Source organism: Proteus sp. G2669 (genome assembly GCF_009915245.1).
Lineage (GTDB): Bacteria > Pseudomonadota > Gammaproteobacteria > Enterobacterales > Enterobacteriaceae > Proteus.
Genome location: NZ_JAABLX010000025.1, coordinates 79,340 through 99,872, shown reverse-complemented (window position 1 = coordinate 99,872; position 20,533 = coordinate 79,340). Strand labels below are relative to the sequence as shown.

Below are 20,533 nucleotides of genomic sequence, written 5' to 3'. Positions count from 1 at the left end.
TAAGTTTTTCATTAAAATTTAGTGGCACAATAAACTTAAATTATAGTTTTAAAAAAAGAACAAATTTTCATTTAATTTCTATTTATTATTGTAGAAAACCATTATTTAAATAAAATAAAGAATCTCACACAAAAATGATGTTTTTAAAAGGATTTAAAAATGAATTTAAATAAGACTATTATTATAATCTTACCTTTAATTTATTCATCTCATGTATTTTCAGATGAAACATATTATATAACACCAGATAAAACTCCATTTATCGCTATTGAGCCAGATACGATAATCACATCCCCCTCATCTTTTGATCAAAAAATAAGTAACCATTATGTTAAGTTAGAAAAAAATAAAATATCATTAACTGATGAGATAATAGAAAAGCTCAACAAACACATTGGGAATATAAAAACAACATTCGGAGAAAGTATTACAAAGGAAAATATTAAAATAAAAAATAGTTTAATTATTTCACCGAAAGATATAGAGATAAGATCAAAAATTGCTTCTTTTTTTTATAATAAAATAAAAGATAATCTACTAGAATCAAACGATGCCCCACATATTTCATTTAATAAAAAAGCCGTTCTTCACTTTCTAGCCGAACATACAAATGATGATATACAGATTGCACAAACGACATTACCTAACCTCACCATTAAACAATATGATGATATTGTTCATGGAGAAAATAACAATGAAATAAACCAAGGAGATTTATTTTCAATTGAAAATGAATTCAATAAAAAGATCATTACGTTAATCAAAAAGAACAATATTGAACTGAGTAAGTTTGATAATCAAATTAAGCTTAATAAAATGATGAGCAAAGTTAATCAATCTGGTCACGCAATGAATTTAGAAAGAATATTAGCAAATGAAGACAATTTTGGTGCTAATAAAAAAGACATTGATACCAATAAAAAAGACATTGATACCAATAAAAAAGGCATTGATGCCAATAAAAAAGATATTGATAACAATAAAGAAAGTATTGATGCCAATAAAAAAGACATTGATACCAATAAAAAAGGCATTGATGCCAATAAAAAAGATATTGATAACAATAAAGAAAGTATTGATGCCAATAAAGAAGATATTGATACCAATAGAATAGGCATTGATACCAATAGAAAAGATATTAATATAAATAAAGAAGACATAGATAACATTAAAGATAATTATATCGATAATCTAAATATTAATGGAAACAATACTTCATTAAAAAACCATTTTGCTACTCTTTATATGGAACAATCAATCTCAAGAAGCGAAGTTAAAACGCTAAAAAATGATTTTGAACATTTTAAATCTGATACTCAAAATCGCTTTTATAAAGTTGAAAAACGCGCCAACCAAGGTATTGCTTCTGTGGCAGCAATGAGTAATTTACCTTTTACCGATTCTGCTACATTTAGTACCGCTATCGGCATAGGTAATTATCGTAATGCCACTGCTCTTGCTTGGGGTATGCAATATCGTATTAATGAAAATATTAAAATAAGAGCCTCTACTGCATGGAATGAATCAAGCTGGGTCTCTGCTGGCGGTGTTGGGGTAAGCTGGTAAAATAACATAAAAACAACGAAAGCTAAGTAAAGCTTGGCTTTCGTTGTTTCATTCCATTACAAATCCGTTATGCTAAAACCTTGTGATTTTATATTCAAAGGAGCATATCAATGACGGGTATTTTTCAGAAAATCAAACACTGGGTTGGGATAAAAAATACTACCCATTACCCTTATCCCGCTGTCGATATTATGCTACCTAATAATGTCTCTTTGCACCTTGTGGGTAGTATCCATATGGGTGTTCCAACAATGACACCGCTATCTAATGTACTTATAAGCGAAATAAAAAAAGCAGATGCTGTTATTGTTGAAGCCGACATTTCAACTGATGTACAACCTTTTGATCAATCGTCTCTTTTTAGAGACTCATTAGAGACGCGCTTAAATAGCTCTCTTTTTTCTCAAATAACACAGCATTGTGAAGATCTTTCCCTTTCTCTTTATCAGCTCGACAATAAGCCACTTTGGCAAATCGCCTTAATTTTACAATCTACACAAGCGATGCAACTTGGATTACAACCTCAATATGGTATTGATTATCAAGTTATCCAACATGCTAATGAATATGAAAGAAGTATTATTGAACTCGAAGGTATTGAGAGTCAGGTCGCATTATTATTAGATTTCCCTGAAGATGGCCAGCAATTACTCGAAGATACACTAAAAAATTGGCACGAGAACGCACGTACATTGCAAATCATGATCAATTGGTGGTTAAATTATAATAGTAGAGAGAAGCAGCCACCGTTACCAAATACTTTTAGTAAAGCTGTATTTGATATTTTAATGCAAAGCCGTAACCAAAAATGGGTAGGTATATTATCTAAATTACCGGCAGGCCGCTACGTAGTGACTGTAGGTGCCCTTCATTTATTTGGTGAAGAGAATTTGATTGATTTATTAACGCACCAAGCATAAACATATTGTTCTAACCTTGTAAGTAGGAATAACTATGACTCCCGCTGTAAACTTATTAGAAAAACAGAAAATTAAATTTATCCTCCATCCTTATGAGCATGATGCTAATGTTCATAATTTTGGTGATGAAGCCGTTGAAAAACTGGGTTTGAATAATCGTCAAGTCTTTAAAACATTGTTAGTTTCTTTAAATGGTGATGCTAAAAATCTTGCTGTTGCAGTCACTCCTGTTTCTGGTCAGTTAGATTTAAAACTTGTCGCTAAGTGCTTTAAAGCGAAAAAAGCAGATATGGCAGATCCACAAATTGCACAAAAAGTGACTGGTTATTTAGTGGGTGGAATAAGTCCATTAGGTCAGAAAAAACGGTTACCCACTGTAATTGATGAACAAGCCCTTGAATTTAACACCATTTTTGTTTCTGGCGGTAAACGCGGCTTAGATATTGAATTATCAGCAAAAGATTTAGGTTCTGTATTAGGTGCTCAGTTTGCACTAATCCGTAAAGAATCATAATCATTAATGATTTTTTATTTTAAGGCACATCCTCAAAATAAAAAATTAACGTGACTTAAATCAAAAATAAAAGGCGACATTAATGTCGCCTTTTGTCTATATAAGCGTTATTGATAAGACTTATTTTTTGTAAACAATTTCGCCTTTAGGTTCGAAATCAGCAGCTTTCAATGGAGAGTGTGATTCGATATAGCCTTTTAATACTTCAGCATCAACAAAACCGGTATTCACATAACCAGGGTGTGAATCAATCTTAGGATATCCATCACCACCAATACCGTTAAAGTTTAATGTCGCCATACGATAAGATTTGGTTTTATCTAATGGTTTACCTGCAATTTTAACATCGCTGACTTTACAATCGGCATCAACTGTTAAGCTAACATTGTAGAATTGTGCGTAAGCACCGGAGTCTACTTTCATGCAAGCAACGGCTGACAAATAAGGCTCTACCTCTTCACCTTTAAAATCAACATAAACCAGTTCATTTGCAAATGGTTGAACTTTCAATACATCTTTGTAAGTGATATCACCAGATTCAATTGAATCACGCACACCACCACCACTCATAATGGCAAAGTCTGCATTAGCACGTTCAGCTTGAGCTGATAGTAATAAACGCGCCATATTGGTTTGAACAAAGCGAACTTTACTACGATCACCTTCTAATTTACCAACAACCTCACCAACTTTAACATTCAGTTGCTCGCCACCTTTTTCTTGGTAAGGGGTTAGCAATTTCATCATATCTGGGTTATGAGGAATTTCTTCTGTGTAGTAGACAAGTTCAGTAGTACCGTCGTCTTTCTTCACTTTTTGATTTAAGTTGATTGGGATGAGTTGATAATGCTTTAACGTGAATTCACCATTACGGAATTCGAAATCTGCACGACCAACATATTTGCCCCATTCATGAGCCTGAACAATCCATGTACCATTTTGATTATCAGGCGCACAAGGCGTTCCTGGTACATAATCAGCTTGTTTGTAGTTTTTGTTCTCTTGAGACATACAAACAGGATCTTGTGAGTGACCACCCACAATCATATCAAGGTAGCCTTTTGGTAAGGCACGTGCCATTTCCACATCACCTGGTGCGTTAGAACCGTGATTACCATCATCATAGTGACCCATATGGGTTGCAGCGATAATAATGTCTGGCTTTTCTGTTGTACGCAGTTCTTCTACAACTTTTTTAGCCTCATCAGAAGGCTTACGGAATTCAGTATCAGGGAAGTTTGCTGGGTTACCGATACGCACAGTATCATCAGTCGTTAAGCCCAACACTGCAATTTTCACACCTTGCTTATCAAAAATGGTGTAAGGCTTAAATAAACGCTCACCTGTACTTTTCTGATAAATATTTGCAGACAAGAACGGGAATGTTGCCCATTTCTCTTGTTGACGTAAAACATCTAACGGATTGTCGAATTCATGGTTACCCAGTGCCATTGCATCGTAACCCACAAGATTCATACCTTTAAAATCAGGCTCTGCATCTTGTAAGTCAGATTCTGGAACACCTGTATTGATATCGCCACCTGATAACAGCAGTACGCTACCACCTTTTTTAGCCACTTCATCACGGATATTATCAACAACGGTTTTTTGAGCTGCTAAGCCGTACTCACCACGATCGTTATGCCAGAAATGGCCATGATGATCATTGGTGTGCAAAATAGTAATTTCGTACGTTTTATCCTTTTCCCATGCCTGAGACAACGCCGGCGCCATAGCTAAAGAAACGGTCAAAGCGCATGCCGATAATTTAAAAGATAAGCTCATGGTATATCCCCATGTATATTATTTATTGAGAAGGTTCTGCCATGCATCTACTGTAGAAAAAAAAGACAGAAGTTAAATACTTTTGCTGTATTTTATGACGTAGGTTATATAATTTTTTAATTATTTCATTGATCCAATAGTTTTTTTGAGACATGAATCAAACTCTATTTCTCACAAAAGCACTCAACTCCAAATAGATGTAAACTAGACTAATAAAAATAGAAACAATTCATTAACAAAATAATATGACAGGGAATTAAAATGAGTAATGCTGACCCAACGCTTCCCATAGAAGAAACTGATGTTTTACAACGAAAAGCCAACAAGCGTAATACGGTTTTTAGTATTTTAACTGCCATCAGTTTTTCACATCTCCTCAATGATATGATCCAATCATTGATATTAGCTATTTACCCTATGTTGCAATCTGAATTTTCTCTCAGTTTTGTGCAAATAGGGATGATAACGTTGACTTATCAAATTACAGCATCCTTATTACAGCCATTTATTGGCCTCTATACTGATAAATATCCTAAGCCTTACTCATTACCTATTGGTATGGGTTTTACTCTAACAGGGCTTATTCTCCTTGCCTTTGCTGATACATTCCCAATGTTATTATTTGCTGCTGGGTTAGTGGGTACTGGCTCGTCTGTTTTCCATCCTGAATCATCCCGTGTTGCTAGAATGGCATCAGGTGGAAGGCACGGACTTGCACAATCGCTCTTCCAAGTAGGCGGGAATCTCGGTAGCTCATTAGGCCCTCTTTTGGCTGCATTACTGATAGCACCTTATGGCAAAGGAAATGTCGGTTGGTTCTCCCTTGCTGCATTGCTGGCTATTGTCGTGTTATTACAAGTTAGCCGTTGGTATAAAATTCAACAAGAAGCTCAGAAAAAACAACCTAAAAGACTCAGCAATAAAGCAATATTGCCACGCAAAGCCCTTTTGGGATCTTTAGCCATTTTACTTATTCTGATTTTTTCTAAGTATTTTTATCTTGCAAGCATCAGTAGCTACTATACTTTCTATTTAATACATAAATTTGGCGTTTCAGTACAAAATGCACAAATTCACCTATTTGTTTTTCTCTTTGCTGTTGCTGCTGGCACCATGATTGGTGGCCCTGTAGGCGATAAAATTGGTAGAAAATACGTTATTTGGGGATCTATTCTAGGTGTTGCACCTTTTACACTGATACTCCCTTATGCCAGCTTGTACTGGACTGGCGTACTTACTGTATTCATTGGTGTAATTTTAGCTTCAGCATTTTCTGCTATCTTGGTTTATGCTCAAGAGTTAATTCCGGGTAAAACAGGTATGGTTTCAGGGCTTTTCTTTGGACTTGCTTTTGGAATGGGAGGGATTGGTGCTGCAGTCTTAGGGTATATTGCAGATCAGAAGAGTATTGAATATGTCTATCATATTTGTGCTTATCTCCCACTGTTAGGTATTTTCACCATTTTTCTTCCTAATATTGGGGTAGATAAAACTGAATAAGCTGTAATTAACCCTGTTATTTAAATGAACCAATAACAGGGTAACTCTTACCTTAAAAGACAAGACTTATTAAAATAACATAAAAAAACGCATTTGCGTCATAAAACTCAATCAACTTGCTATTTTTATAAATAATCGATAATTTTTAGCGAATTTATTGCATAAATACGTTAAACTATCCGCCTGCTATATACTCGCCCCCCGATACATGTAGTTTTATAAAAAGAAGGAGAATTGATGCCGCATTCAACACCCCTCATTACCACCATTGTTGGTGGGTTAGCACTTGCTTACATTTTAGGCATGATCGCTCAACGGCTAAAAATCTCACCTTTAGTAGGATATCTTGCTGCGGGTGTACTCGCTGGCCCATTTACCCCAGGCTTTGTCGCTGATACCTCTCTCGCCCCTGAACTCGCTGAAATCGGCGTCATTCTGCTAATGTTTGGCGTGGGTTTACATTTTTCTTTAAAAGATCTTATGGCGGTAAAAGCTATCGCTATTCCGGGTGCTATTGCGCAAATTGCAGTCGCAACACTATTAGGATTGGGATTATCGGCATTTTTTGGCTGGGGTTTATTTAGTGGCATTGTATTCGGTTTGTGTCTATCAACAGCAAGTACCGTTGTTCTTTTACGAGCACTTGAAGAAAGAGGCCTGATTGATAGCCAACGAGGCCAAATTGCTATTGGTTGGCTGATAGTTGAAGACCTAGCAATGGTATTAGCCCTTGTGCTACTACCCGCTGCCGCCAATATGCTGGAAAGTAGCGACCAAACCAGTGTTTCTCAACTGATGATTAATTTAGGGATCACTATCGGTAAAGTCGTTGCCTTTATCTTAATCATGATGGTTGTCGGCCGTAAGCTTATTCCTTGGATTTTAGCCAAAACCGCAGCAACGGGCTCTCGTGAACTCTTTACGTTATGTGTGTTAGCTCTAGCCTTAGGTATCGCTTATGCCGCTGTAACCTTATTTGATGCTTCTTTCGCATTAGGCGCATTCTTTGCCGGTATGGTACTCAATGAGTCTGATTTAAGCCACAGAGCTGCTCAAGATACTTTGCCACTGCGTGATGCCTTTGCAGTACTGTTCTTTGTGTCTGTAGGTATGCTGTTTGATCCTATGGTCTTAATTGAACACCCACTCGGCATCTTAGCAACGTTGGCTATCATTATTATTGGTAAATCAGCAGCAGCGCTGGTACTTGTACGAATGTTTGGGCATTCTAGACGAACAGCCCTAACTATTTCTGCTAGTCTTGCTCAAATTGGTGAATTTGCCTTTATTCTTGCTGGTCTTGGTGTTGCTCTAAACGTTTTAGAGCCAGATGCACGTAATCTTGTTTTAGCCGGCGCTTTAGTTTCTATTATGCTAAACCCAGTATTGTTCTCTTTATTAGACCGTTATCTGGCAAAAACAGAGACAAAAGAAGAAGTGGAACAACTACAACAAGAAGAGCTGGAAGAAGAGATGCCAGTTCCTGTTGATATCTGTGGCCACGCTATTATCGTTGGCTATGGACGCGCGGGAAGTATGCTTTCTGAAAAATTATTAGCTAAATCTATTCCATTGGTTATTATCGAAAATAGCCGTAATAAATTCACGGAATTAAAAGAGAAAAGCTTAAATACGGTACTGGGTAATGCTTCAACAAAAGAATCACTTGCTTTAGCCCGTATTGATTGTGCTAAATCTTTACTACTGACTATCCCTAATGGTTATGAAGCCGCTGATATTGCCGAAACAGCAAGAAGTATGAACCCTGATTTAAATATCATTGTTCGTGCTCATTTCGACGATATTATTGTTCGGGCTAACTACGATGAAGAAGCATCTTTTATCCTTGAAAAAGGTGCAAATCACGTCATTATCGATGAAGATCAAACTGCATCTGCAATGGCTGATATGTTAGTGAAGGAAGTAGAGTTTGGTTGTGCTATTGATGATACTCCTGAAAATGGTCAGCAAATTATTGCTCCAAGTGCAGCACAATAACCAAATATAGATAACCTATTAACGCTACAATTTAAGTCAATAAAAAACCTATCAATTTTGATAGGTTTTTTATTTCACTCTGATAAAACAAAACTGAGAAACAATATAAACTTAACGTTCCCAATAGGCTTCTTCTAAGCTGTCTTCTTTTTCAGGTAAACCACGCGTTAAACGAGGTGAATGCTGACTTAACACTTGATAACTCACTCGATTAGCATATTTACACACTTGTGCTAATGATGAGTAGGTTAAATAAGTTCGAGGATGCTTACTCGAATTCGGCACATTAATTCGATGGTAACTATTTGCTGTAATATCATGCAGTAATGCCGATAATGCTGCATCACCCGCACCATTTGTATTCATGATTTTCTCAGGGCCACCCATATAAGGCTCAATATGGGAATAAACTTTTTCTGGCTCTTCACAATCTTTGTAGCGCATTGCACGGCTAAATTCATAACGGTTAAATTCAGCAATTGCACCAGGTAATAAAGGATGCGTTGTTTGACGTTTAAAGCTTTGTTCCGTATACCCCCCCATATAAAGCCCTGCGGGGCCTGCGGTACAAAGAACTAAGTCAACCCATTCTAATGCGACATCAGAGGCAAGGAGAGGATCAGAATGCCCTGTTAACTCAAATGCTTCATCTTCATTCATTGCCACAACAGATACATGCTCTTTTAGGAAATCACGCCACCATTGTGGATCATCTGCAATAACATATTTAGTACCTAATGTAAGCACTACGGGTACGTCATACTTTTTCGCATATTCAATCGCTTTCATGGTAGCCAAAGGCATTGGCTCACCAGGTTTACAACGCACTAAATAAGCGGTTAAAACCAATGCAGAAGCTTCTGCAATCACCTCTTCTGGAATACTCTTAGGCTGAAGTTGGTTCATTTGGCCTGGGCTAATTGCAAAAGTACGTTCACCATTTTCTGTGATCAGCGTAAAACAGCGCCCAATAGCACCATCAACACCTTGAAGATAATTCAAATCAGTGCGGCTAGACGTGTTACATAAATAGCGATAAGCATAGCTACCAATCTGAATGTTATTACACATAGTACCTAATAACACAGAACGGTCATCAGCCAATACAGAGTAATTATGCAGTGTATTACCAATAGTGCCACCCGCAAATTCGTGAGTGATTAAGTTATTATCTGTTAATTCACGATAAAGCGCTTCTGCGACATCATCTTCAATAACTAGAGAGTGTCCCTGACTCAAGTTATAACGGGTAATAAATGCCTCATCAACTTTCGCTTCGATATCCACCAATGTTTGGTCAATGCCGACAATATAGGCGCGCGAAGATTCGCTCTCCGTCATATTGATGATGGGTTGTAGTAAAGGATCTCGTAAACTAACGGGAAAATAGTGTTTGGATTTTCGTTTGCCAGGGAATTTCATTGTGAACGATGCTACACAGCTAAAAAAGATGCGCAATGTTAACACAATATTATGGGAGAGACAGTAGGTGTACGTCTGTACACCTACTTATTTGGCGATATTTTTATGCAGCTTTACGACGGCTTCTTGCCATATAGCTCAGTAAAACACCCATTACAGAAAGGATAAAACCAACAAAAGCAGCACCGACTAAAATCAGAGCACGTTTAGGCGCATCTTTTTTAGTGGGTTCATAAGGCTTCAACATATATTTGAATGGTACAAATTGAAGCTCATCTAATTTCACTTTTTCTAACTGCTTCATGTTATATAAACGGTTTTTCAGATCAGCACTCACTGTTGTTGGATCAGTGATAGCTTCTGTGATAGCCAATTTACTACTTAACGCATCAGAACCCATGGCAATAGAGTAATCAGGGTCATCTTTAATTTGTGCGCCTTCACTTGAAATTGGTTTTTTTACTCCTGCCGCATTAGCAATCTCTAACGCATATTTTAAGCGTTGAACATTTACATTACGTGCATTAGCAATACGTTCTAAATCCATTTCATACGCTTTTTGAGCAAAGCTTAATTTACGTTCAATTTGATCATCAATCTCGTCTTTCACTTCCATACGTACTTTGGTGGAAATAAAACGAATATAGCCTGAAAGTAAATCGTAAGCCTCTTCTGAGGTTGGTGCCGTAAAGCTTAGATTAATTTCGCCACTAAACTCTTCTTCACTGTTTTTATCATCTGAAGCTTTTAAATTAATATCTTTCGTTACGATTTCTTCAATTAATTTACGTTTATCGAGTGGCGTTGGCTCTTCCATTTTAGCCAACAAGCTTTTGTAATAATCTGTGCTTATCAAATACTCTTCACGCAAAACACGAGAGTTATAGTTATTGATAAATTTTTGATAAACGGAAGAACCATTAACACCCGTATCAACATCCACTAGGCTTAGTTCAGTCAATGTCGCTCTTAGTTGCTTCATTTCATCGAGCATTGGCTTGGTAATTGCAGCTTGGCTTGTCCATTTTTGGGGTAAAAAACTTGCAACAGTAAAGCCAACGATAGCAAATAATAACGTGATACCAATAATGACAAATTTTGATTTATAAATAACAGAAAATAATTCAAAAAGATCGATTTCATCGTTCTGTTTTAGATAAAAGTCATCAAAATTCCCTTTATCAATTTCTGAAGATTGTGGTTTTGAAAGCTTACTATTCATTTTCCTGCCTAAATTTATGTAATGCAGTGTCCGTTTATCAGCATTTTAGTGATTAACACTAAAACACTTAAAAAATGAGAAAAGATAAGTTTATATATAACTGAAATATGATCAAATTAATATATCATCAAATCCGATAATTTTATTTATAGAATTCAGTAATTATTTTTTGCATATCTCACGGATCATCACCTCTAGCAAGTCAATATGCCCAGGATCATCATTTAATGCAGGGATATATTCATACTGTTTTCCCCCTCCATGAATAAAGAATTCACGGTTCTGTTCGTTAATTTCTTCTAATGTTTCCAAACAATCAGATGAAAAGCCTGGGCATACAACTTGAACGTGTTTAACACCTTCACTTCCCAACTTTTCCATTGTTTTATCAGTATAAGGTGATAACCAAGGCTCACGTCCGAAACGTGATTGGAATGTCAACATGACCTGCTCTTTAGGGTAGCCTAATTGTATTTCTAATTGTTCTTTAAGCTTTTCAGTTGTAAGGCAACATTCATCATAATAAATATCCCCTGTTTTAATAAATCGCTCTGGAATACCATGGAAAGAGAGAATTAAACGATCAGGTTTTCCATATTGCTGAAAGCTCTTCTCAATAGAGGTAACAAGTGCTTTGATATAAAGCGGATGTTCAGGGTAGCTACGAATAAAATTTAAGGATGGAATAGTGCGCATCCCTTTCAATATTTTGCTTACACCATCAAATACCGCGGCAGAGGTAGAACAAGAGTATTGAGGATAAAGTGGTAACAAAATAAGGTTCTCAACACCTTGTTGTAACAGTTTTTCAATCCCTTCATTTAGCGATGGATTGCCATAACACATCCCTAATTCCACAGGTATATTAGGTAATCGCTGAGCAAGCGCGCGTTGTTGGGCGCGACTATAAACTAACAGAGGGGAACCTTCTTTCATCCATATTTGTTGATAAAGTTTTGCTACTTTAGGAGAACGAAACGGCAATATCGCGCCCTGTAATATTGGTTTCCAAATTAAAGGAGAAACATCAACAACACGAGGATCGCTAAGAAATTGTGCTAAATAACGTCGGACAGCACCCGTTTTCGGCGCATCAGGTGTACCAAGATTAACGAGAAGAACGCCATACTTAGCATGATTCATACCATGACTCCTTAGAGTTATTTTTATTAGGATAACCAAAGGGTAGAAGAATAAAGGAAAATAATGAATTGTGCTTGTCAATTTATTGGATCGAATTTTTTAACTTATTTTATACCGGTTAAATAAGGTAAAAAAAATCCCGGCTCAACCGGGATTAATCATAGCGATGACAAATTAGCCAAGGATACTTTTCAGTTCAGCATTAATTTCGCTAACTTTTTGTGTACCATCAACTTTGAAGTATTTTGCATTGCTTGCTTTAGCTTCATTCTGATAATAAGAAACTAACGGTGCCGTTTGAGTATGATACTCAACTAAACGTTTACGAACGGTTTCTTCTTGGTCATCTTTACGTGTTGTTAACTCTTCACCTGTCACGTCATCACGATTTTCCACTTTAGGTGGATTAAATTTCACATGATAAACACGACCTGATGGTGCGTGAACACGACGGCCAATAATACGTTCTACAATGATGTCATCTGGTACTGCGAATTCCAGTACGAAATCCACATTGATCCCTGCTTCTTTCATTGCATCAGCTTGCGGAATTGTTCTTGGGAACCCATCCAACAAGAAACCATTACGGCAATCGTCTTGTTTGATGCGCTCTTTAACTAACGCAATAACTAATTCATCAGTAACTAACTGACCATTGTCCATCAGTGCTTTTGCTTTCAGTCCTAGTTCTGTACCTGCACTTACTGCCGCACGTAACATATCACCAGTTGAAATCTGTGGGATACCATAGTTTTCTTTAATGAATTGAGCCTGAGTGCCTTTACCAGCGCCTGGAGCGCCTAGCAGAATGATACGCATCGCGTAAATCCCCTTGCATTTAATTTTTTATATTTAAACTCGAAAACGCATTACCATACCATTTTGTGAGGTCATCGCTCAAGAAATCACGGTAGCGATTGCATTTTATTTTTGTCGAAAAAGAAAAAACCACGCTCTCTTTTCAGAGAAACGTGGTTTAAATGTTTGAAAACGAAAACAGTTACGCTTTTTGAACTAAAAGTTGATTCACTAAGCGAATAAACTGGTTTGGATCTTCCAAAGAGCCTCTTTCAGCAAATAATGCCTGATCGAGTAATAAATTAACCCAATCAGCAAATAAAGCGTCATCCGTTAACTCGGCTGTTTGTTTCACTAATGGATGATTTGGATTTAGCTCAAAGTTATATTTTACTTCTGGCACTTCTTGTCCTGCTGCTGCAAACAATTTCGCCATTTGTGTGGTCATTTCATCCGCACTGGTTGTCACAATCGCAGGGGTATCTGTCAAGCGGTGTGTTAATTTCACCTCTTTAACTCTGTCGCCCAACAAAGTTTTAATGCGCTCAACGAAAGGTGCTAATTGTTTATCTGTTTCTTCTTGTTCAGCTTGTTTTTCTTCATCAGCCAGTTTATCAAGAGATTCATCTGCTTTACTGACAGATTGGAATGACTTGCCATCAAACTCTGTCAGATAATTCATCATCCATTCATCAATACGATCTGATAACAGTAATACTTCGATACCTTTTTTGCGGAACAGCTCTAAATGAGGGCTATTTTTCGCAGCAGCGTAGCTATCAGCGGTGATGTAATAGATTTTTTCCTGACCTTCCACCATGCGGCTAACATAATCTTCCAATGAAACCGTTTGAGCATCACTGTCGTTATGTGTTGATGCAAAACGCAGTAACTTAGCAATAGTTTCAATGTTAGATGAGTCTTCTGCTGGGCCTTCTTTTAAGACTAAACCAAACTCTTTCCAGAATGCTTGATACTCTTCAGGCTTATTCTCAGCCAGTTTTTGTAACATTTGTAATGCACGTTTAGTTAATGCACTACGTAAGTTACGTGTAACAGAGCTGTCTTGTAGAATTTCACGCGAAACGTTTAGTGGTAAATCATTAGAATCAACTAACCCACGAATAAAACGTAGGTAATTAGGCATAAACTGCTCAGCTTCATCCATAATAAAAACACGCTGTACATACAGTTTTAAACCATGGCGCTGTTCACGATTCCATAAATCCCAAGGCGCTTTTGAAGGCACATATAATAAACTTGTGTATTCTTGTTTACCTTCAACGCGGTTGTGTACCCAGCTTAATGGATCAGCAAAGTCATGAGAGATATGCTTATAAAACTCTTTATACTCATCATCACTTACTTCAGCTTTATTACGAGTCCACAGCGCTTGCGCCTTATTAATTTTTTCCCACGTTACTGTGCCGTCTTCTTCATTTTTCGTTTCAATTTCAACAGGCAAAGAAATATGGTCAGAATATTTACTAATAATGCTACGTAGACGCCAATCATCTAAATACTCATCTTCGCCTTCACGCAAATGAAGCGTTATTTCAGTACCGCGATCCGCTTTTTCAATATCAGCAACGGTATAATCACCTTCACCTTCAGACTCCCAGAAAACGCCTTTATCGGCTGTTTCACCCGCAGCACGAGTGCGCACAGTCACTTTATCTGCAACGATAAAAGCTGAATAGAATCCCACACCAAACTGACCAATTAACTGGCTATCTTTAGCTTGATCTTGTCCGATAGATTCTAAGAATGATTTGGTACCTGATTTTGCGATAGTACCTAGATTATCAATGACTTCATCACGAGTCATACCAATACCATTATCACTGATAGTCAGAGTTCGGTTCTCTTTATCAGTGGAAATGCGCACATGCAATTCACCGTTATTTTCATAAAGTGCTGCATCTGATAATGCACGGAAACGCAATTTATCAGCCGCATCTGATGCGTTCGAAATCAATTCGCGAAGGAAAATTTCTTTATTGGAGTAAAGAGAATGGATCATTAATTGAAGAAGTTGTTTAACTTCTGACTGAAATCCTCTTGTTTCCTGACCTTTCATACTCATTTTTACCTCAATTAATCCTAATTTGGCGAAAAAAAATCAATATGAGTAAAAAGTGGGGATAGATAAGCAAGTTTCAAGGGTTGAGTAAAAAATTAAGCTTATAAAATTAATTAACTACCTTATATGATTAAAGTTTGAGCAAAAATAATACTTGCTGTATATTTTTAGCTGTATATTTTATTATATAGCGATATTAACTTAGGTTTATGACTATGAAAGCTTTATTACAGCACTGTTTATTAGGTATTGGCATACTCTCCCTTTCTTCCTTCTCTTACGCAGACAGACAAATCGTAGACCAAATTGGTCGCACCGTGACCATTCCAGATAAAATAGAAAGAACGGTGGTTTTACAACATCAAACACTGAATTTACTAGTTCAACTTGATGCTACAGATAAAGTTGTTGGTGTAATGTCTAACTGGAAACAACAATTAGGTGATGGCTATGCACAATTAGCGCCCTCACTGGAAAACACCCCAAAAGTGGGCGATCTCACCAGTTTTGATGCTGAAAGCTTAGTAAAGCTACAACCTCAAGTTGTTTTTGTAACCAATTACGCCCCAAAAGAGATGATCGATAAGATCTCTGCTCTTGGTATTCCTGTTGTGGCGATTTCATTACGCAAAGAAGCTAATGAAGATAAATCAACACTCAATCCAACATTACAAAACGAAGAACAAGCCTATAACGAAGGGCTAAAAGAAGGCATTTTGTTGATTGGGGATATCGTCAATAAATCAGAAAATGCAAAAACCTTAGTAAATGATACTTTTAAACAACGTGAGCAAGTAAGTCAGCGCTTACAAGATATTCCTAAAGAGCAACGAGTGCGGGCTTACATGGCAAACCCAGACTTAACTACTTATGGTTCAGGTAAGTATACAGGCTTGATGATGGAGCACGCTGGCGCATTCAATGTTGCGGCATCAACCGTCAAAGGATATAAACAAGTTTCTCTTGAACAAGTTATTGCATGGGATCCTGAAGTTATCTTTGTTCAAGACAGATACCCACAAGTTGTGGATGAAATAAAACAAGATACACGTTGGCAAGTCATTAATGCTGTTAAAAATAATCGCATTTATTTAATGCCTGAATATGCAAAAGCATGGGGATACCCAATGCCAGAAGCCATGGCAATTGGTGAGTTGTGGATGGCAAAAAAACTATATCCTGAAAAATTTAGCGATATTGATATGCAAAAAGCGGCTAATGATTGGTATCAAAAATTCTATCGTACTCAATATCAAGGGAAAGAGTAGGATATAACACAATGACATTTTCCCTTTTTGCAGCAGGTAGCTTAAAAGCAACGCTACCTGCTTTTATTGAGCATTATCAGCAAAAAACTGGTGAAAAGTGGGCACTTACATTTGGGCCTGCAGGATTATTACGCCAACGAATTGAACAAGGAGAAGTTTGTCATTTATTTCTTTCTGCTGATAAAAATAATCCACAGCAATTAATCGATAAAGGTTTAGCACTACAATATGCCCCTTTTATTGCAAATCAACTTTGCATTACAACTCGTCGTAATGATATTAATGAGCTGGATACTTGGCTTACTGTATTATCAAATACCGCATTAAAATTAGCGATATCCACACCAAAATCTGATCCATCAGGTGATTATAGTTGGCAGCTTTTTGATAATATTGCACAAATTGATCCTGATTTAAGCCAGACATTAAAAATAAGAGCGCTCTCTTTAGTTGGCGGTGAACATTCACTTACTATTCCTAAAGGTAGAATGGCAGCCCATTACTTAATTACAACTCATCAAGCCGATGCCTTTATTGGTTACCAGCACTATCAAACACAATTAAGTGAATTTCCTGAACTAAAAACATTCACTATTCCAAAACCTTTTAATGTCACAGCACACTATTGTGCAACACTCATCCATTCACAAGCTTATAGTTTATATCAGGAAATTTTATCCCCTTATGCAAAAGACTATTTTATTAAAGCCGGATTTTTACCGCTAAGCTGATAGTGTTCACTTAGCAGTAAAATGGATAACTAATGATATAAAATTATTTAGCATCACCCACAACAATGGCTTGAGCGCCTTCTTTGGCTTCATCAAGCGCGTGTTTTATTGTATCAGCATGGGCAAGTACAACACCTAAACGGCGAGAGCCTGCGATTTCAGGCTTGGCGAAAAGGCGAATTTGACGGTTCGCCTTCAACGCTTTTTCAATACCAGAATACACAATATTCGTACTATAAAGCTCTGGTAAAATAACCGCTGATGCACAAGGGCCTAATTGGCGAATTCCACCAATGGGATAGCCTAAAAAAGCACGAACATGAAGCGCAAACTCTGATAAGTCTTGAGAAATTAGTGTCACCAATCCCGTATCATGAGGGCGAGGTGAGACTTCATTAAAGAATACCTCATCACCTTGAACAAACAACTCTACGCCAAATAAGCCGTACCCACCTAAATTTTCTACCACTTTACTTGCAATATGTTCTGCTTTAGCAAGGGCTATATCACTCATTTTTTGAGGTTGCCATGACTCACGGTAATCTCCTTTTTCTTGCCGATGACCAATGGGAGCACAAAAATGGATACCATCAACAGCATGAATAGTCAGTAAAGTAATTTCAAAATCAAACGGGATCATTTTTTCAACGATAACACGCCCTTTTCCTGCTCGTCCGCCCTCTTGAGAATAGGCCCAAGCATGTACTAAATCATTTTCACTACGGATAACACTTTGCCCTTTCCCCGACGAGCTCATAACAGGTTTGACAATACAAGGAAAACCGATGTCTAAAGCGGCTTTTTTAAAATTCACTTCATCATCAACAAATTGATAATTTGATGTTGGTAAAAGTAATGTTTCTGAAGCTAAACGACGGATACCCTCTCTATCCATTGTGAGCTTTACAGCGCGGGCACAAGGAACAACTTTTTGCCCTTTTTGTTCTAATTCAACCAATAACGAGGTTGCTATCGCCTCAATTTCAGGAACAATAAAATCAGGTTGCTCTTGTTCAATAATGAGCTTTAATGCATTGCTATCAAGCATATTCACCACATGATGGCGATGTGCAATATGCATCGCGGGTGCATTGAGATAGCGATCAACGGCAATCACTTCAATTCCCAAGCGTTGGCATTCTATCGCGACTTCTTTGCCTAATTCACCTGCACCTAATAGCATTACCTTTGTTGCATTAGCTGTAAGAGCCGTACCCAACACAGTCATTCTTCATCCTCACTATTTATAAAAAATACAATGACGCAAACGATTGCCTTTGAGTAGCATAACGGATTTTACTTGATAGAAAAATAGGCAGGCAAAAATAATCACTCAAAGAAAGAAAACCATTACAAAATTTGGCTGCGTTTTCCTTTTTGGATTTTTAGATAATTAAGACGTTTTCGAATAAGTGCCAAGATACAGCATAAAAGCCCCAGCCAAATTAGAGAAAAGCTGACACCTTTAACTTCATCAAAAGCTTCATGAAATAAGAAAACAGCCAGTAAAAATTGAATAGTAGGTTCTATATATTGCGCTAGTCCAATAACTGTTAGCGTAGTTCGTTTCACGGCTGCCGTAAAAAACAATAATGGCAAGATGGTAACAGGTGCAGTTAAAACATAATAAAAACGAGTCAGATTATCTGCAGAAGGTAACGCGCTTTTATCTGTCATAAACAACCAAATGGTCGCGCCTATTGCTAATGGCATTAGCCAAAGAGTTTCCATAAATAAAGAGGTTATGACATCAAAACGAATAAATTTACGAATTAATCCATATACAGCAAATGCGCCTCCCATCATAATAGCCAGCACTGGTAATTCCCCGTACATCCACAGCTGGTATCCCACCCCCGCACAAATTAAAGTAACCGCCCACTTTTCTGCAGGATTAAGCTTTTCTTTCAGAAAAATGACACCTAATAAAATCGAGAAAAGTGGATTAATAAAATACCCTAAGCTCGCTTCTAATACTTGTTGATGCGTTAATGCATAGGTAAAAGTACACCAAGAAACCGCCATTGCCATTGAGCTAAATAAACACATAAAAACAGAACGTTTATCTTGGAAAACCGCACACCATTGAGTTCTATTCTTGATAAAAAGCCGCACTAGCAATAATAAAGGAATAGACCAAATTAGACGCTGGGCTAACATTTCTAATGGTTGGGCACCCGGTAAAAGCCGATAAAACAGAGGAGTGATACCCCAAAGAATATAAGAAAAAATGGCTAATACTGCGCCCGATTGAGCCCACATTTAATGTTCCATCAATAAAAGTTGATATGTTTTAATATCATACGCTTAAAACAAACAGAACAATATGATCAACATCGCTGATTGATTGATAAAAAATAGAAGCGTCTAATCGAAAAGATAAAAAAATCTCCACTAATAATGGCTTCGAGAAAAACCAGTATTAATGGAGGGTAAGGAAATACCATTAAGAGAAAAGCGTGGTAAAAACCACAACCAGAAAAAATCAGTGAGCTATCAGAAAATCTCCCGAACATGCAAAGGAGGTTGTTGTTGAACAAAATCATGTAATTTTTTACGACTTGGTGCCGCTGCTATCGCCCCTTTTTGAGTTGTGGCCAAAGCACCACAAGCAGCCGCTTGCGTCACTATTCTTGATAAGTATTGTTCATCTTCAGCAAAACCATATTCTGCAAGTGCCGCCAACAAACCAGACATAAAGGCATCCCCTGCTCCCGTAGTATCAATACACTCAACGGTAAAAGCACTAAATGCAACTTGAGTATTTGGTGTTAACACTAAACATCCTTTAGAGCCTTGAGTGATCACTTTTAAACGCGCGGGATAACCTTCTAATTTTTTAAGGGCATTATTCAATGTCACTTCTTGTGTCATCCACGTAAGTTCATCTTCTGATAATTTTAATATGTCGGCTTTATGCGCATAATTATCGATAACTTCGCGCATTTCTTCGTGATCACGCCACATTTGAGGGCGTAAGTTAATATCAAAACTCAGCAATGAATCCGTCTCTTTAATACTCTTAATCGCTGTATCCAAAGTTGAGCGACAAATGGGATTCACTAATGCTAAAGAGCAAAAATGCAAAATATCTTTTTCGAACGCTGGTAAAGATTTTTCTGTTAAAAATTGATCTGCAGATTCAGCGACTAAGAAAGTAAAATCACGTTCACCATTTTCTTGTAAAGAGACAAGAACTGTACTGGTACGGTGAAACTCATCAAATTCCATTGCTCGAGTATCAACCCCCAGATCAAACAATGTTTTTTGCATAAAATGGCCGAACGCATCTTCACCCACACGCCCAATAAAACCACTTTGTTGACCAAGTTTAGCAACACCCGCAGCAACATTGACAGGCGCGCCACCAGCACATGCTTCATATTGCATATTTTGCAATGGGATCAGGTCAACAACAGCATCACCTAAAGACCAGACTTTCATAATCTCTCCTGAAGATAAGCAATTATTTTTCTTCACTATATTCTGTTTTTATAACTATTCATAACGATTAAAGGAAGATATTGCTCGTAAATCCACTCTGATAACGTTAACATAATGAGATATTATGATAAAGTCAATC

Annotated in this window: 16 protein-coding genes; 7 read left to right on the top strand and 9 right to left on the bottom strand. The window is 37.2% G+C overall.

Annotated elements, in window-relative coordinates; all coding sequences use genetic code 11:
• The first annotated feature begins 159 nt into the window (after positions 1-159).
• From GWI68_RS06870 to ybaK, 3 genes are all read left to right on the top strand, one after another.
• Complete coding sequence (locus tag GWI68_RS06870; RefSeq protein WP_166539791.1) at positions 160-1,566, top strand: YadA C-terminal domain-containing protein; 1,407 nt, start codon at positions 160-162, stop codon at positions 1,564-1,566.
• Positions 1,567-1,676: 110 nt separating this feature from the next.
• Complete coding sequence (locus GWI68_RS06865) at positions 1,677-2,486, top strand: TraB/GumN family protein (protein ID WP_166539790.1); 810 nt, start codon at positions 1,677-1,679, stop codon at positions 2,484-2,486.
• 34 nt (positions 2,487-2,520) lie between these two features.
• Positions 2,521-3,000: a Cys-tRNA(Pro)/Cys-tRNA(Cys) deacylase YbaK gene (gene ybaK, locus GWI68_RS06860; RefSeq protein ID WP_109409801.1), complete on the top strand. Its 480-nt coding sequence runs from the start codon at positions 2,521-2,523 to the stop codon at positions 2,998-3,000.
• A 120-nt stretch (positions 3,001-3,120) separates the two neighbouring features.
• Here the strand turns inward: ybaK and ushA are convergent, their stop codons facing one another.
• On the bottom strand, positions 3,121-4,785 hold the full coding sequence (ushA, locus tag GWI68_RS06855) for a bifunctional UDP-sugar hydrolase/5'-nucleotidase UshA (RefSeq protein WP_166539789.1): 1,665 nt from the start codon (positions 4,783-4,785) through the stop codon (positions 3,121-3,123).
• Between the two features lie 261 nt (positions 4,786-5,046).
• On the opposite strand from ushA, the gene GWI68_RS06850 reads away from it, so the two are divergent.
• Both GWI68_RS06850 and ybaL read left to right on the top strand, forming a co-directional pair.
• Entirely contained in the window at positions 5,047-6,285 is a 1,239-nt protein-coding gene (locus GWI68_RS06850; protein ID WP_166539788.1) for an MFS transporter, read from the top strand.
• A gap of 237 nt (positions 6,286-6,522) precedes the next feature.
• Complete coding sequence (gene ybaL, locus GWI68_RS06845) at positions 6,523-8,283, top strand: YbaL family putative K(+) efflux transporter (RefSeq protein ID WP_166539787.1); 1,761 nt, start codon at positions 6,523-6,525, stop codon at positions 8,281-8,283.
• Positions 8,284-8,394: 111 nt separating this feature from the next.
• Here the strand turns inward: ybaL and GWI68_RS06840 are convergent, their stop codons facing one another.
• The 5 genes from GWI68_RS06840 to htpG form a co-directional block, all read right to left on the bottom strand.
• Positions 8,395-9,705 (bottom strand): inosine/guanosine kinase, encoded by a 1,311-nt coding sequence (locus tag GWI68_RS06840; RefSeq protein ID WP_166539786.1) that lies wholly within the window; start codon positions 9,703-9,705, stop codon positions 8,395-8,397.
• Between the two features lie 103 nt (positions 9,706-9,808).
• Entirely contained in the window at positions 9,809-10,927 is a 1,119-nt protein-coding gene (gene wzz(fepE), locus GWI68_RS06835; RefSeq protein WP_109409797.1) for an LPS O-antigen length regulator Wzz(fepE), read from the bottom strand.
• Between the two features lie 162 nt (positions 10,928-11,089).
• Positions 11,090-12,070 (bottom strand): ferrochelatase, encoded by a 981-nt coding sequence (hemH, locus tag GWI68_RS06830; protein WP_166539785.1) that lies wholly within the window; start codon positions 12,068-12,070, stop codon positions 11,090-11,092.
• Between the two features lie 174 nt (positions 12,071-12,244).
• Positions 12,245-12,889 (bottom strand): adenylate kinase, encoded by a 645-nt coding sequence (gene adk / locus GWI68_RS06825; protein WP_023582632.1) that lies wholly within the window; start codon positions 12,887-12,889, stop codon positions 12,245-12,247.
• Between the two features lie 181 nt (positions 12,890-13,070).
• Positions 13,071-14,948, bottom strand: a complete 1,878-nt coding sequence (gene htpG / locus GWI68_RS06820; protein WP_208105135.1) for a molecular chaperone HtpG — start codon at positions 14,946-14,948, stop codon at positions 13,071-13,073.
• 218 nt (positions 14,949-15,166) lie between these two features.
• Between htpG and GWI68_RS06815 the strand changes: the two genes are divergently transcribed.
• Positions 15,167-16,219 carry an ABC transporter substrate-binding protein gene (locus GWI68_RS06815; RefSeq protein ID WP_166539784.1) on the top strand — a complete coding sequence of 351 codons (1,053 nt, stop codon included), beginning with the start codon at positions 15,167-15,169 and terminating at the stop codon, positions 16,217-16,219.
• An 11-nt stretch (positions 16,220-16,230) separates the two neighbouring features.
• On the top strand, positions 16,231-16,950 hold the full coding sequence (gene modA / locus GWI68_RS06810) for a molybdate ABC transporter substrate-binding protein (protein ID WP_166539783.1): 720 nt from the start codon (positions 16,231-16,233) through the stop codon (positions 16,948-16,950).
• A 43-nt stretch (positions 16,951-16,993) separates the two neighbouring features.
• Here modA and purT read toward each other — a convergent pair whose 3' ends face one another.
• The 3 genes from purT to GWI68_RS06795 all read right to left on the bottom strand — a co-directional run bounded on the left by purT (position 16,994) and on the right by GWI68_RS06795 (position 20,394).
• On the bottom strand, positions 16,994-18,178 hold the full coding sequence (gene purT, locus GWI68_RS06805) for a formate-dependent phosphoribosylglycinamide formyltransferase (RefSeq protein ID WP_166539782.1): 1,185 nt from the start codon (positions 18,176-18,178) through the stop codon (positions 16,994-16,996).
• Between the two features lie 122 nt (positions 18,179-18,300).
• Positions 18,301-19,212, bottom strand: coding sequence for an EamA family transporter RarD (gene rarD / locus GWI68_RS06800; protein ID WP_109409791.1), 912 nt, complete (start codon positions 19,210-19,212; stop codon positions 18,301-18,303).
• A 234-nt stretch (positions 19,213-19,446) separates the two neighbouring features.
• A complete protein-coding gene (locus tag GWI68_RS06795) occupies positions 19,447-20,394 on the bottom strand; it encodes an aminoimidazole riboside kinase (RefSeq protein WP_109409790.1) in 948 nt (315 codons plus the stop codon).
• Between the last annotated feature and the right edge of the window lie 139 nt (positions 20,395-20,533).

Coding starts and splice junctions, on each gene's coding strand:
- GWI68_RS06870 (WP_166539791.1), top strand. CDS start 160: ATGAATTTAAATAAGACTATTATTATAATCTTACCTTTAATTTATTCA.
- GWI68_RS06865 (WP_166539790.1), top strand. CDS start 1,677: ATGACGGGTATTTTTCAGAAAATCAAACACTGGGTTGGGATAAAAAAT.
- ybaK (WP_109409801.1), top strand. CDS start 2,521: ATGACTCCCGCTGTAAACTTATTAGAAAAACAGAAAATTAAATTTATC.
- ushA (WP_166539789.1), bottom strand. CDS start 4,785: ATGAGCTTATCTTTTAAATTATCGGCATGCGCTTTGACCGTTTCTTTA.
- GWI68_RS06850 (WP_166539788.1), top strand. CDS start 5,047: ATGAGTAATGCTGACCCAACGCTTCCCATAGAAGAAACTGATGTTTTA.
- ybaL (WP_166539787.1), top strand. CDS start 6,523: ATGCCGCATTCAACACCCCTCATTACCACCATTGTTGGTGGGTTAGCA.
- GWI68_RS06840 (WP_166539786.1), bottom strand. CDS start 9,705: ATGAAATTCCCTGGCAAACGAAAATCCAAACACTATTTTCCCGTTAGT.
- hemH (WP_166539785.1), bottom strand. CDS start 12,070: ATGAATCATGCTAAGTATGGCGTTCTTCTCGTTAATCTTGGTACACCT.
- adk (WP_023582632.1), bottom strand. CDS start 12,889: ATGCGTATCATTCTGCTAGGCGCTCCAGGCGCTGGTAAAGGCACTCAG.
- htpG (WP_208105135.1), bottom strand. CDS start 14,948: ATGAAAGGTCAGGAAACAAGAGGATTTCAGTCAGAAGTTAAACAACTT.
- GWI68_RS06815 (WP_166539784.1), top strand. CDS start 15,167: ATGAAAGCTTTATTACAGCACTGTTTATTAGGTATTGGCATACTCTCC.
- modA (WP_166539783.1), top strand. CDS start 16,231: ATGACATTTTCCCTTTTTGCAGCAGGTAGCTTAAAAGCAACGCTACCT.
- purT (WP_166539782.1), bottom strand. CDS start 18,178: ATGACTGTGTTGGGTACGGCTCTTACAGCTAATGCAACAAAGGTAATG.
- rarD (WP_109409791.1), bottom strand. CDS start 19,212: ATGTGGGCTCAATCGGGCGCAGTATTAGCCATTTTTTCTTATATTCTT.
- GWI68_RS06795 (WP_109409790.1), bottom strand. CDS start 20,394: ATGAAAGTCTGGTCTTTAGGTGATGCTGTTGTTGACCTGATCCCATTG.